Origin of the sequence: Romboutsia sp. D33t1_170424_H2, from assembly GCF_015669105.1 — a bacterium.
GTDB lineage: Bacteria > Bacillota > Clostridia > Peptostreptococcales > Peptostreptococcaceae > Romboutsia_C > Romboutsia_C hominis.
The window spans coordinates 358124-370925 of sequence record NZ_JADOZQ010000001.1 but is presented as its reverse complement, the minus strand read 5'-3'; the positions used below and the strand labels follow the sequence as shown (position 1 = coordinate 370925).

Genomic DNA, 12802 nt, shown 5'->3' with positions numbered 1-12802 from the left:
TTAATCAAATAAATCATGCTATATTCTTTATTTTTTTAATATATTTTTAACTGAAAACTTGATTTATGTTTGATAACAAGGTATCCTATTTAAAGGATATAAAATTTTTAATATTATTTTTAATAGGAGAGTGATGGAAAATGGATCAAAGTCCTTTGGGGGATATTGATTTAAAAAGCATCACTTATTATTATCTTTTAAATGGCTAATTTACTTATCTTCTTATATAAATCAGTCATTTAATTAATAATACTAAGTGATAAGATTTATATAAAATTGAATAAAGGATGTGTTGCCATGATAAGATACTATAAGACTATTGACAACAAATTAGAAAAGTTAAATTCATTTGAAAATGGCTGTTGGATAAATCTTGTTGAACCTAATCAAAATGAAATAAGTGAGATAGTTGATTTATTAAATATAGATGAAGATAGTGTAAGATCTGCTCTTGATGAGGAGGAACGCTCTAGAATAGATGTCGAAGATAATCATACACTTATACTTATTGATATCCCAGTTGATGAAAGTGATGTAAATTCAACTCATTATACTACTATTCCTATTGGTATAATAATGTGTGAAAATGCAATACTTACTGTATGTTCTGCTCAAACTAAAATTATAAATGATTTTATTGTAGGCCATATAAAAGAATTTTACACTTATAAAAAAACTAGGTTTATACTTCAAATTCTTCATAAAAATGCTAGTTATTATTTATATTATCTAAGAAAAATAAATAAAATAACTACCGTTATAGAAAAAGAAGTTACTAAATCTATGAAAAATAAAGAACTTATACAGCTTCTAGAACTTGAAAAATCATTAGTTTATTTTTCTACTTCTTTAAAAGCTATAGAACTAGTTTTAAATAAAATGGTTCGTACTACTAGTATAAAAAAATACTCTGACGATGAAGATTTGCTAGAAGATGTTATAGTTGAAAATAAACAGGCTTTAGAGATGGCCACTATATATGGAGATATATTAAGTAGAATTATGGATGCTTTTAGTGCTATTATTAGTAATAATCAAAATAATGTTATGCAGTTTTTAACATCTGTTACTCTTATAACTACTATACCTACTATTGTATCTGGTTTCTTTGGAATGAACGTTGGAGGTATTCCTTATGCAAATCATATTAATGGATTTTGGATTGTAATGGTTATTACTGCTTTAATTTGCTTAGTTGTTACATTCTTTATGTCTAGAAATAAGCTATTATAATATAACAATTAATTTTAATATATTCTATAATATAATTTTCATATATTATAGAACCCTTGTAAAATAACTTGATTAACAAGTTTTTTATAAATCAAGACCTTCGAGGCAGACATGCTCTACCTTGGAGGTTTTTTATTATAAAGTTGCGTGAACTTATATTTACTTATTTATTTTTGGGAGGTAATTGTATGAATTACATATTACTAATTTTCGGTTTTTTACTGCTTATAAAAGGGGCTATCTACTTTGTTGACGGTTCATCAGATATTGCCACTATACTAAAAATTCCTCCAATTTTAATTGGACTTACTATTGTAGCTTTTGGTACATCATTACCTGAAGTTTCAGTTAGTATAATAGCTTCTATAGATAATCAAAATGGTTTATCTCTAGGAAATATTATTGGCTCTAATATATTTAATATATTGATGGTTTTAGGTACAACTGCTTTTATTAAAAATTTACAGGTTAGAAAATCAATAGTAAAAAAGGAGATGCCAATACTTATAATTACCTCTATGATAGCTTTATACTTGTCAATAGACTTAACTATAAGTCGTATTGATGGTATGATACTTTTATTGTTATTTTTACTATTTTTATATGATATGATAAAAGAAGCATTAAGAAATAGAAACTTGTCACTAAAAGAAAGTTATGAATTTTTAGAAGCAAATACAAATATAGCCTCTATATCTATAGATAATTCTTTAGCTAAGTCTTTATTAATTTCAGGAGTTGGTCTTATAGCTATTATAATTGGTGGGAAAATGGTTGTAAGTTGTGCAACTAATATAGCTTATTCCTTTGGCGTAAGTGATCACTTAATTGGTATCTCAGTTGTAGCACTTGGTACTTCTTTACCAGAATTTATTACATCTGTTATTGCAGCCACTAAAGGTGAAAACGATATTGCTGTTGGGAATGTAATTGGTTCTAATATATTTAATATTTTATTTATTTTAGGTGCATCAGCATTTATCTCTCCTTTATCTCTAGAGCCTGCACTAATATTGGATAGTATATTTATGATATGCGCTATAATACTTTCTTATATATTTGTTGTTCAAGATAAAGAAATAACAAAGTACGAAAGTTTATTTTTAATAACTACATATTTTATATATATGATATATTTAGTTTCAAGGTAAAAATACCTCAAAGTAATATATTTTACTTTGAGGTATTTTCTTCTATTATTTATCTATTATCATTTCTTCTAATGGTTTTTCAAATTGTAATTTTAAATTCTCATCTTTTTCTAATATATATATTGGTACATACTCTTCTTCTTCCTCATTTAAATCAATTTCTTTAAATGGCGGAGTAAGTACTTCATCAAAGTTTATGCTCAGATCTGGCATTGTCTTTAATATTTGCTTAGAATTATCATATTCTTCTTCTGCTAGACTTTTATACATATCTAAACTTTTCTTATAATATATACCAGCTAGCATGTATTCACATTTTTTATTTCCTAAATTAAAACCTTCTTTATAGTATTTTTTAGCTTCTTCATCTTCATTTAATTTTAAACTTAATTGCCCTAAGTTATATATAGATTCTTCGCACTTTTGGTTTCTAGCCTTTTCGTACCAATACTTTGAATTTGTATAGTCTTTATAGAAAATATCATATATAAGACCTAGCATGTGTTGTGAATATATATTTGAATCATTCGCTGGTGTTTCAAACATTTTCTTTGCTTCTTCATAATTTTCTTCTGCAAAGTATATTCTACCTAAATGTATTCTTGAATTTATGTGATTTTTTAATATGGCAATATTAAAATACTTCTTAGCATTTTCTATATCATTATTAGCTTCATATATACATCCTGCTTTATAGCTAGATTCTACATCTTGATTTTCACTAGCTCTTTTATACCACATTAAAGCTTTCTCAAAATCACACTTATCTTCATATATCTTCCCAAGCTTAACTTGACATGATAACTTATTTTCTATTTTTCTATAACAAGATATGGCATTGTCTATATCATTTATCTTATGATATAAATCACCCATATTTTCAATAGATTCTATTAATCCTCCTTCTATACATTCCTCATAATATTTTTTCGCTGTTTCATAATCCTCTTCTTCAAAATATAAACCTGCTAAATTATTTTTAGCTTCTATTATATCTGAATTTGATGCTATCTCATAATACTTTTTAGCATTTTCTATATCATTATTTCTATTATATAAGTTTCCTAATCTATAACTTGCTAAAGCACATCCATTTTTTATACTTTCTTCATAATATTCTATAGCATTTTTATCATCTTCATCTCTATCATATATATATGCCAATCTATATTGAGACTTTGTACAACCTTTGTCAGCACTTTTTATATAATATCTTTCGGCCTCTTCAAATTCTTCATTAATCTCCATTATAAGACCTATATTAAAGCACCCTTTTAAATTTCCTACTTTATGTAAATGTTTATATAAGCTTATTGCTGACTTATCATCACCCTCTATATAGTTTATTATCGCTAAATTATACTTAGATTCTTCATTTAATAATACTGAACCCTTCTTATAATATTCAATAGATTCTTCTTTTTTTCCTAATTTATCATAAAGTATACCTAGATTAAAGCAAGCTAAACCAAAATTACCTTTAGCTGCTTCTTTTAACCACTTTTCACTTCTTATATAATCTTTAAGCTTATAATGAACAACTCCTAAATTATTTTGGGCTTGTAGATCTCCTAAAATAGCCAATTTTTCATACCAATAAAGTGAATATTCATAAGCATTAGATATAAAATATATATTGCCTAGACTAAGAGCAGCTTCTTCTTGTCCATTCCTAAATGCCATAGAATACCACTTTTCTGCTTCATTGTATTGACCTCTAGATTCAAATATATTACCTAATGCATATTGAGATTTTACATATCCTTCTTCTGCAGATTTTATATATACTTCTATAGCTTTATCTATTTTACCCATTTTCTCAAGCAAACTTGCTTTAGTATGATGTATTGCTGGGTCTTTTGGAATATTTTTTATATTTTGTATTGAAAATTTTGTACTTCTCATATTTAACTCCCTATTTAAACTTTACTTTTATTTTAGTAATCTGTTTTAATAATTATATATTATATAACAAACTTACAATTTTTAGCTAATTTTTTGTCTTTCTGTAATAATATTGTAATAGTAGATATATTTAATTAATTTTTATGTAGTGTATAGCCATGCATACTAATATCTTATATAATTTATGTATAAATTATATTTATTATGAGTTTAAGTGGCTTGTTCATTTATGTATTAGCATTATAATGTTTTTTAATAAATATTTATAATTTAGTAAATAGGAGTGATTTTATGAATATAGATTTAATTTTTAAAATAGTTATGGCTATTGTATTAATTGGTATCGCTATAAAAGCAATTAAGTTTTTAGGTGGATTAGTCTTTAAGATAGCACTTGTGCTATTTATAATACTTTTAGTTTATAGAATGTTTATCTAAAATAGAAAATACCCCACTTGATTTACTTTAAGTGGGGTATTTTCTATTTTAATGTTTTTAAATCTATATATGCTTCAATTTGAGGTATATACAACATATGATTTTCTTTTATATGTGTATTACCAAATTCCTTAAGTTCTTTTCCTTCTTTATCTTTAGTTATTTTGTATCTTACAACTTCATTACCTTCATTTATACTTGCATTAAAAAACATTCCTTCATACTGCTTAAATCTAAAATTAAAATTATCTCTTGTAAGTTTTATAGTTATTTCTGCCATAACTCTTCCTTTCTTTATATATTTTAATTTTGTCTTATTATATCATAATTATAAATCATAAAAAAGAGCCATCTAATATTAGATAGCTCTTTTTTATATTAAAAATATAGCTCTTTAATCTTCATAGCATCATTTGTCCAACCATTGTTTTTACGTATTAATTTTAAATTTTTACCTTTACTTACTAATATTGTAACTAACTCTTCTTTCCCCTTTTCTTCTACAATAAAATCCTCAACATTTTTTAAGGGTATCTTTGATAAATTGTTTACCTCGGATAATCCCCCTAATGGTACATGATATATTCCTTCTAAGTATAAATTTTTATCTGTTAATGTAACTATGTATTCATTAACGATTTCTCCTGCTGCAACTAGTGATTGACTCGCTACAAACATATTGGTTAAAAAATTTAATACTAATTCAGTATTGCTTACTTTCCTATAACACTTCATACTAGCTCTTACTATTTCGTTGTCTTCTAATTCTAACTCCCTACTCATAAGACTTTTCCTCCTAATGATGTGATTATTATGATTAATAATTTATAGCTAAGTACTCTTATATAAAATAAGCTTTTCCTCCATTATACAATGTATAATTGACTCAATCAAGTAAATTATTTTTTTATGTATATTTATATTCTTTTTGTCAATAATATAAATGTTATTACGTTACTCTCAGAATTTATAACATTTAAGAGGCTGTTGCAAAATGATTAGATTTAATCATTCTACAACAGCCTCTTTGCATTACATATATTTTTCTGTATCTTCTGGCAGCCCTTTTTTCTTTAATCTATATTCCACTATCTCTTTTACTATAGAGTATAGCCAAGCAAATAAAGGAACGCCTATTATCATTCCAACTAATCCTAATAACTTTCCTGCTACTAATAATGAGAATAATATCCAAAATGCTGATATTCCTATTGAATCTCCTAATATCTTAGGTCCTATTACATTACCATCTAATTGTTGTATAATAATTATTATTAATATAAACCATAATGCTTTAATTGGAGATACAAACATTATTATTATAACTGAAGGTATCGCTCCAAAGAACGGCCCAAAGAATGGTATTATGTTAGTTATACCTATTATTACTGATATAAGTAATGTATATGGCATTTTAAATATTGTAAGTACAATGAAAGTTAATACACCTATTATAGCTGAATCTATTATCTTTCCACTTAAAAACTTACCAAATGTATCATTAGCTCTATTTGTTAACTCAATAGCTTTGTCAGCACGTGCTTTATTAAATATCGCATAAGTTACTTTTTTGCTAAGTCCACAGAACTTTTCCTTATCTATTAACATATAAATAGATATTATTAAGCCTAATACTATATTCCAAACACCTGATGCAGTAGTTTTTAACATGCCTCCAAGTACCGGAATTAAATTAGATATTATTTTTATAGTATAGTCTATAAATTCGTTCCACTTACCTACAGCTATAGTCATATATTCATTGTTTAAATCTATATTTTTAGTTAGACTTTCTATGAATACAGTTACATTATTTACATATGTTGGTATGTCATTAACAAGTCCTACCACACTGTCTACTAACTGTGGTAACACAAATTGTATAAATAAATAAAGTATTATAAAAGCTGTTGTGTAAGTTAATAATAAACTTATAGCTCTTTTACCTTTTTGTTTCATGTTTTTAATTGAATCAAACACTAAAATTTTTTCTTCAAAAAATACTAGTATAAAGTTAAGTAAATATGCTATTACAAATCCTATAACAAAAGGTTGTAATGTTGACATAACCCAACTTAAGTTTTCAGTAAATGCTGGTAGTTTGTCTAATATATTAAAAAACAATAAACTACAGCATATAACTATAATCGCATACACCGATATAGTAGTATATTTGTTATTCCATTCAACTTTCATTTACTTTGTGATTCCTCCTAATTAAATTTACCTTCTAATAGATGATTATTTTTTACCTATCATATAATTATAACCAATATAACATATTTATTGTCAATAAATTGATATATTTAATATGAATTTATCTTCATATTAAAATTTAATCTTAACTACATAGTGTTTCATCTTTGTCTGTTTTAGTAAGACCACTTATATATTTTAATATTATTGATTTACCCACATCATTTATTCCAAGTAATGCTGTTATCTTTCCTTTTTATATATTTTCATTTTATGTTGAAATACAATAAATTCGACTTTTGCTTTTTTACTAAGCTTAATTTATATATTAGTAATTTGTTAAATACTTTTTGTATAATTTTAAATATTTTTGTCGAAATTAGTAACTTTTTCTGTATTTAGTACATATTATTTATTAGATATATGAAAATATATCTTTTGATTTAAATCTTAAATAATAAAAATATAGTGGAGGTTTTAATATGTTTGGAAACGACTTTAATGGATTTGGAAGAAATAATGGTTTTTGTGATGATAACTTTTTAATAATATTACTTTTATTACTTTGTAACGATGGATTTGGCTGCGGTCACGGTAGAGGCCATGATGGAGACAATTGTGAAGATAACAATAGAAGATGTAATAATAACGAATTCTTTATATTTATAATAATCATTTTATTCTTCTGTAATAAAAAAGGACATGGTAATTGCTTAAGATAATGTAAGTTATAATATATATTAATTAACAAAAGGCACCTATTATAGGTGCCTCATTTATATATATATTTATTTTTTATTTAAATTAATTACATAATTCATTAATTTACTCCAATCACTTTGTCGAAATTAGTAACTTTTTCTGTGTTTTATACATATTATTTATTAGATATATGAAAATATATCTTTTAATTTAAATCTTAAGTAAAAATATAATGGAGGTTTTAATATGTTTGGAAATAATATTTTTTGTAATGATAATTTTTTAATAATATTACTTTTATTACTTTGTAACGATGGATTGGACTGCGATCATCATAATGAATGTAATCACCATAATGAATGTGATCACCATGATAAATGCAACGATAGAAATGTATTCTTTATATTTATAATAATAATTCTTTTATTCTGCTGTAACAAAAAAAGACATGATCATTGTTAAGATAATATAACTTATAATATCTATTAATTAAAAAGGCTCCTATTATATCATAGGTGCCTTTTATATACAATTTTTTATATTTTTAATTGATTTAATTACATAACTAATTCACTCTATTTTTTTTGTCGAAATTAGTAACTTTTCCTGTATTTAGTACATATTATTTATTAGATATAAAAAATTATATCTTTTAATTTAAATCTTAAGTAAAAATATAATGGAGGTTTTAATATGTTTGGAAAAAATAATTGTTTTTGTGATGATAACTTTTTAATAATATTACTTTTATTACTTTGTAACAATGGATTTAACTGCGACTTCGACTGCGATGATAATAATAAATGCTTTATATTTATAATAATAATCCTTTTATTCTTCTGTAACAAAAAAGGACATGATCATTGCTAAGATAATATAACTTATAATATATATTAATTAATAAAAGACACCTATAATATTATAGGTGTCTTATTTATATATGCAATTATTTTTTAGATATCTTTTTTATCATTCCCATAATTTCTTCCATAGACTTTCCTTCTACTTCTTGCTTTAGTTTATTTATATCTATGTCTTCTAATATATTACTTATATCATTATTCATATTTGGTTTGCTTTTATCATTTTGTACATTATCAAAATCTATATTTGATGCTATTTTTTTAGCCATTTCTACAATTTCTTCCATAGACTTTCCTTCTACTTCTTGCTTTAGTTTATTTATATCTGCATCTTCTAATATATCACTTACATCATTATTCACATTTGATTTATTTTCTTCATTTTGTCTATTATCGAAGTTTATACTTGATGATACTTTTTTAGCCATTTCTATAATTTCTTCCATAGATTTTCCTTCTACTTCTTGTTTTAATTCATCTATATTTACGCTTTCTAGTATTCTTTTTAAATTTTCATTTATATCTTCATTATTTTTATTACTTTTTTCATTTCCATAATCTAGTTCCATTTTTGATATTCCTCCATTCATTAGTTTTATAATTTCGCCAATTGAATTATTATTACTTTCGTTTAGTTTATAATCACTCATTAACATATTTGATAATAAACCATCTAATACATTTACACCTTCTAAATTAGATTTTGAATATATATTTTCATCTAAACTCATTATGGTTAATGGATTAATTTTATTATTATTAATATATTGTAGTAATAATTCTACCAACTTGTTTGTGTTAATTTTCTTGCCTGACTTTTTGTTGTGCTCTTCTCCTTTATGATTTTTATTACCATTAATTCTAGTATTGTTATGCAAGCCTGTTGCTTTATATCTATTGCTACTCTCGATTGACTTTTTATTGTTCTCTTTTTCTTCTTTATCATTTTGATTTACATTACTTTTAGTGTTATTATTTGATTCTATTACTTTGCATTTGTCACTACTCTCGTCTGATTTTTTGCTTTGCTCTTTTTCTTCTTTATTATTTTGATTTACATTACTTTTAGTACTGTTATTTGATTCGGTCACTTCGCAGTTATCACTACTCTCGTCTGACTTTTTATTATATTTTTCTTCTTCTTTACAATTTTTGTTGTACTTTCTTTCAACACTCTTGTTCAAATTGTAAAAAGGAGATCTTTTAGAAATGCTATCCATTAACATATAATCTTCATAGTCTTCATAACCTTCTATTCTATTATTTTTCTCTTCAGAGTTCACAAAATAAGCCTCCTTTTATTAATTAAAGTATCTATACGACACCTTACATCATTATATGTATTAAATTTCTTAAGGGTGACTTATTTAAAATGCTTGATAAAATGAATATCTCTTATATTTTCCCATCACTTATTGTATATATATTTTACTTATTTTGGTGACTTATTGTTTCCTTTTAAATGTTTTTATCATATATGTATATTATGTAGTATTACTACTAAATTAAAATATTTGACATGGGGTGTTTGTATGCATAAAGATTGTATGAATAAAACTAAGAAGTGTAAAAAGTACTATGATTTAGATGATTGCCATTGTGAAAAAGAATATAAAAAAGATAAGGGTGCAAATTTAAAAATGTCCCCTATGTTTGTATATCCTGTCGATTTGTGCAACTGTGAAATATTTCATATATTATGTAATTGTATAGGAAGGATTGTTGGATTAAAGTTAGTAGATAATAATTGTATATTAAGACTTTGTATATGTGATGTAAATAGTTGCGGAGTTGTTGGTAAAACTCCATCCGGTAAGGGACCTATATACGTAAAACTTAATGCCATTCAATATATAGATTTTGGTAAAGAAACCTATGTTAATCCTCTATGTGGTACAAATTTGAGTATAGGTGTACAAGTACCTAAGGGTGAAATGGGACCTATGGGGCCTGCTGGTCCTAAAGGCGCTAAAGGTGAAATGGGACCTATGGGACCTGCTGGACCTAAAGGCGCTAAAGGCGAAATGGGACCTATGGGACCTGCTGGATCTAAAGGTGAAATGGGACCTATGGGACCTACTGGTCCTAAGGGTGAAATGGGACCTATGGGACCTGCTGGTCCTAAAGGCGAAATGGGGCCTATGGGACCTGCTGGATCTAAAGGTGAAATAGGACCTATGGGACCTGCTGGTCCTAAAGGCGAAATGGGACCTACTGGGCCTAAGGGGGCTCAAGGTGAAATGGGACCTATGGGACCTAAAGGATATGAAGCTCCTGGTAAAAAAGTAAAAGAAAAATATATGCCTCCTAAAAAAATCCCTTATAAAAATTAATATAAAATATATAAAGAGGAAGCTTGATTATTTTAAAGCTTCCTCTTTATATATTTTATATTCTTCTTTATCTTCTAATTCATTTACAAACTCTTCATTATTTTCTATTAGCCAAAGCTTTTTATTTCTAGAAAGTTTTTTTATATAACTTTCTAATTTCATAGCTTTACTTTTCGTATCACTTACAAAACATACTTCTAGTTTTAAAAAACCTCTTGATCTTGTGTATTTAGAATTTATACCTTTTTCGTGTTCTTTCATACGTCTTATTACATCAGTTGTGTATCCTGTATATAAAGAATTATCTCTACATCTTATTATATATGTAAAATGCATAAAATCATCCATCCTTAATTTTTAACTTTATAATATATAATAACATGTTTTAGATATATTATGTTACTTTTTGAGATTATCTTATCTTCACAACTTTACCAGGTATTCCAACAACTGTAGCTCCATTTGGTACATCTTTTAAAACAACTGCATTTGATCCTATTTTTGAATTTGATCCTATATTGATAGGACCTAAAACTTTGGCTCCTGCCCCAATTATTACATTATCACCAACAGTTGGATGTCTTTTTCCCTTTTCTTTTCCTGTTCCACCTAAAGTTGTTCCATGATATATAGTTACTCTACTTCCAACCTCAGCAGTTTCTCCAATAACTACCCCCATACCATGATCTATAAGTATTCCTCCACCTAATTTAGCCCCAGGATGTATTTCTATACCTGTTAAAAATCTTGAGATTTGTGATACTAACCTTGCTAAAAAAAATCTCTTATGTCTATATAAAAAATGAGAAATACTATGCCCTATCCTTGCATGTATAGATGGATAAAGTAAAAATACCTCTGTTTTGCTTCTTGCTGCTGGATCATTCTCCATTATATACTCAATATCTGCTTTAATTTTCTCAAACATATAATCATCCCTCTATGATTTAATTAAATATATTCAAAGACATATATTTATCTAACCCATCTGGTGATACTGTAACTATTTTCTTATTAGGAAATCTCTTTGATAATTCTAGTGCACCATAAACATTTGCACCTGATGATATTCCTACTAATATCCCTTCTTTTTTAGCCATTAATCTTACTCCTTCATAGGCCTCTTCATCACTTACTGTAATAACCTCATCTACTATACTATCGTCATAATTTTTAGGTATAAATCCTGCTCCTATACCTTGAATTTTATGAGGTCCTTTAATATTTTTAGATATTACAGGTGAACTTTTTGGCTCTAATGCTACCACCTTAATGTCTTTATTTTTTTCTTTTAGGTATCTTCCTATTCCTGTCAATGTTCCTCCTGTCCCTACACCACAAACAAAAATGTCTATATCTTTAACATCATTTAATATTTCAACTGCTGTTGTATTGTAATGAGCATATGGATTATCTTCATTTTCAAATTGATTTAAACTTATATAGTTTTCATTATTTTCTATTAACTCTTTAGCTTTATTTATAGCACCATCCATACCTAGCTTGCCATCTGTTAATATTAATTTGGCACCATAACATTTCATAAGTGTCCTTCTTTCTTCACTCATAGTGTCTGGCATTACTATTATAACTTCGTATCCTTTTAAAGCTCCTACCATTGATAGAGCTATACCTGTATTCCCACTTGTAGCTTCTACCAATACACTTCCATTTTTTAATATATTTCTTTCTTCTAGCCCTTTTATCATATTTAAAACAGCTCTATCTTTTATACTTCCTCCTGGGTTGTATTTTTCTAGTTTTACATATATATTTTTATTACCTATATTGTTAAGTTTTATCATAGGAGTATTTCCTATTGTAGATAGTATATTTTCATTAATCATAATTTGCTCCTTATATTTTAGTATTTATTTCTATTATTTTATAATATATAAATATAAATCCCATAAATATATATATTTATACTATAAAAAAAATCACTTACTTAATCTTAAGAATATCTGCCTATAAAATAAGT

At 25.9% G+C, this 12802-nt stretch carries 15 protein-coding genes; 7 read left to right on the top strand and 8 right to left on the bottom strand.

Features of this window, described 5'->3' with window-relative positions:
• Positions 1-297: 297 nt before the first annotated feature.
• Together I4U66_RS01875 and I4U66_RS01870 are read left to right on the top strand one after the other, a co-directional pair.
• Positions 298-1233, top strand: coding sequence for a magnesium transporter CorA family protein (locus tag I4U66_RS01875; protein WP_092926682.1), 936 nt, complete (start codon positions 298-300; stop codon positions 1231-1233).
• A 188-nt stretch (positions 1234-1421) separates the two neighbouring features.
• Positions 1422-2384: a calcium/sodium antiporter gene (locus I4U66_RS01870; RefSeq protein ID WP_166505075.1), complete on the top strand. Its 963-nt coding sequence runs from the start codon at positions 1422-1424 to the stop codon at positions 2382-2384.
• Positions 2385-2429: 45 nt separating this feature from the next.
• Here I4U66_RS01870 and I4U66_RS01865 read toward each other — a convergent pair whose 3' ends face one another.
• The gene (locus I4U66_RS01865; protein ID WP_195928345.1) at positions 2430-4289 is read right to left on the bottom strand and encodes an SEL1-like repeat protein; all 1860 of its coding nucleotides are present in this window, start codon (positions 4287-4289) and stop codon (positions 2430-2432) included.
• A gap of 291 nt (positions 4290-4580) precedes the next feature.
• Between I4U66_RS01865 and I4U66_RS01860 the strand changes: the two genes are divergently transcribed.
• The gene (locus tag I4U66_RS01860; protein ID WP_166505074.1) at positions 4581-4727 is read left to right on the top strand and encodes a hypothetical protein; all 147 of its coding nucleotides are present in this window, start codon (positions 4581-4583) and stop codon (positions 4725-4727) included.
• Positions 4728-4770: 43 nt separating this feature from the next.
• Here the strand turns inward: I4U66_RS01860 and I4U66_RS01855 are convergent, their stop codons facing one another.
• The 3 genes from I4U66_RS01855 to I4U66_RS01845 all read right to left on the bottom strand — a co-directional run bounded on the left by I4U66_RS01855 (position 4771) and on the right by I4U66_RS01845 (position 6923).
• On the bottom strand, positions 4771-4998 hold the full coding sequence (locus I4U66_RS01855) for a hypothetical protein (RefSeq protein ID WP_166506227.1): 228 nt from the start codon (positions 4996-4998) through the stop codon (positions 4771-4773).
• A 107-nt stretch (positions 4999-5105) separates the two neighbouring features.
• Entirely contained in the window at positions 5106-5510 is a 405-nt protein-coding gene (locus I4U66_RS01850; protein ID WP_092926688.1) for a hypothetical protein, read from the bottom strand.
• 249 nt (positions 5511-5759) lie between these two features.
• Positions 5760-6923, bottom strand: coding sequence for an AI-2E family transporter (locus tag I4U66_RS01845; RefSeq protein ID WP_092926690.1), 1164 nt, complete (start codon positions 6921-6923; stop codon positions 5760-5762).
• A gap of 482 nt (positions 6924-7405) precedes the next feature.
• Between I4U66_RS01845 and I4U66_RS01840 the strand changes: the two genes are divergently transcribed.
• The 3 genes from I4U66_RS01840 (at position 7406) to I4U66_RS01830 (ending at position 8495) form a co-directional block, all read left to right on the top strand.
• The gene (locus tag I4U66_RS01840) at positions 7406-7645 is read left to right on the top strand and encodes a hypothetical protein (protein ID WP_092926692.1); all 240 of its coding nucleotides are present in this window, start codon (positions 7406-7408) and stop codon (positions 7643-7645) included.
• 226 nt (positions 7646-7871) lie between these two features.
• Entirely contained in the window at positions 7872-8087 is a 216-nt protein-coding gene (locus tag I4U66_RS01835) for a hypothetical protein (protein WP_092926694.1), read from the top strand.
• Positions 8088-8318: 231 nt separating this feature from the next.
• Positions 8319-8495, top strand: a complete 177-nt coding sequence (locus I4U66_RS01830) for a hypothetical protein (RefSeq protein ID WP_176698699.1) — start codon at positions 8319-8321, stop codon at positions 8493-8495.
• 76 nt (positions 8496-8571) lie between these two features.
• On the opposite strand, the gene I4U66_RS01825 is transcribed toward I4U66_RS01830, so the two are convergent.
• The gene (locus tag I4U66_RS01825) at positions 8572-9771 is read right to left on the bottom strand and encodes a hypothetical protein (protein ID WP_195928344.1); all 1200 of its coding nucleotides are present in this window, start codon (positions 9769-9771) and stop codon (positions 8572-8574) included.
• Positions 9772-10020: 249 nt separating this feature from the next.
• Here I4U66_RS01825 and I4U66_RS01820 point away from each other — a divergent pair, with 249 nt between their 5' ends.
• Entirely contained in the window at positions 10021-10821 is an 801-nt protein-coding gene (locus tag I4U66_RS01820) for a collagen-like protein (RefSeq protein WP_243278769.1), read from the top strand.
• A gap of 27 nt (positions 10822-10848) precedes the next feature.
• Here the strand turns inward: I4U66_RS01820 and I4U66_RS01815 are convergent, their stop codons facing one another.
• The 3 genes from I4U66_RS01815 to cysK form a co-directional block, all read right to left on the bottom strand.
• On the bottom strand, positions 10849-11157 hold the full coding sequence (locus I4U66_RS01815) for a GIY-YIG nuclease family protein (protein WP_092926701.1): 309 nt from the start codon (positions 11155-11157) through the stop codon (positions 10849-10851).
• 76 nt (positions 11158-11233) lie between these two features.
• Positions 11234-11749, bottom strand: a complete 516-nt coding sequence (epsC, locus tag I4U66_RS01810; RefSeq protein ID WP_092926703.1) for a serine O-acetyltransferase EpsC — start codon at positions 11747-11749, stop codon at positions 11234-11236.
• A 19-nt stretch (positions 11750-11768) separates the two neighbouring features.
• Positions 11769-12668 (bottom strand): cysteine synthase A, encoded by a 900-nt coding sequence (gene cysK, locus I4U66_RS01805; protein WP_092926705.1) that lies wholly within the window; start codon positions 12666-12668, stop codon positions 11769-11771.
• Positions 12669-12802 lie beyond the last annotated feature (134 nt).

Excerpts from the sequence above, each read along its gene's own strand:
- I4U66_RS01875 (WP_092926682.1), top strand. The coding sequence starts at position 298 with ATGATAAGATACTATAAGACTATTGACAACAAATTAGAAAAGTTAAAT.
- I4U66_RS01870 (WP_166505075.1), top strand. The coding sequence starts at position 1,422 with ATGAATTACATATTACTAATTTTCGGTTTTTTACTGCTTATAAAAGGG.
- I4U66_RS01865 (WP_195928345.1), bottom strand. The coding sequence starts at position 4,289 with ATGAGAAGTACAAAATTTTCAATACAAAATATAAAAAATATTCCAAAA.
- I4U66_RS01860 (WP_166505074.1), top strand. The coding sequence starts at position 4,581 with ATGAATATAGATTTAATTTTTAAAATAGTTATGGCTATTGTATTAATT.
- I4U66_RS01850 (WP_092926688.1), bottom strand. The coding sequence starts at position 5,510 with ATGAGTAGGGAGTTAGAATTAGAAGACAACGAAATAGTAAGAGCTAGT.
- I4U66_RS01845 (WP_092926690.1), bottom strand. The coding sequence starts at position 6,923 with ATGAAAGTTGAATGGAATAACAAATATACTACTATATCGGTGTATGCG.
- I4U66_RS01840 (WP_092926692.1), top strand. The coding sequence starts at position 7,406 with ATGTTTGGAAACGACTTTAATGGATTTGGAAGAAATAATGGTTTTTGT.
- I4U66_RS01835 (WP_092926694.1), top strand. The coding sequence starts at position 7,872 with ATGTTTGGAAATAATATTTTTTGTAATGATAATTTTTTAATAATATTA.
- I4U66_RS01830 (WP_176698699.1), top strand. The coding sequence starts at position 8,319 with ATGTTTGGAAAAAATAATTGTTTTTGTGATGATAACTTTTTAATAATA.
- I4U66_RS01820 (WP_243278769.1), top strand. The coding sequence starts at position 10,021 with ATGCATAAAGATTGTATGAATAAAACTAAGAAGTGTAAAAAGTACTAT.
- I4U66_RS01815 (WP_092926701.1), bottom strand. The coding sequence starts at position 11,157 with ATGCATTTTACATATATAATAAGATGTAGAGATAATTCTTTATATACA.
- epsC (WP_092926703.1), bottom strand. The coding sequence starts at position 11,749 with ATGTTTGAGAAAATTAAAGCAGATATTGAGTATATAATGGAGAATGAT.
- cysK (WP_092926705.1), bottom strand. The coding sequence starts at position 12,668 with ATGATTAATGAAAATATACTATCTACAATAGGAAATACTCCTATGATA.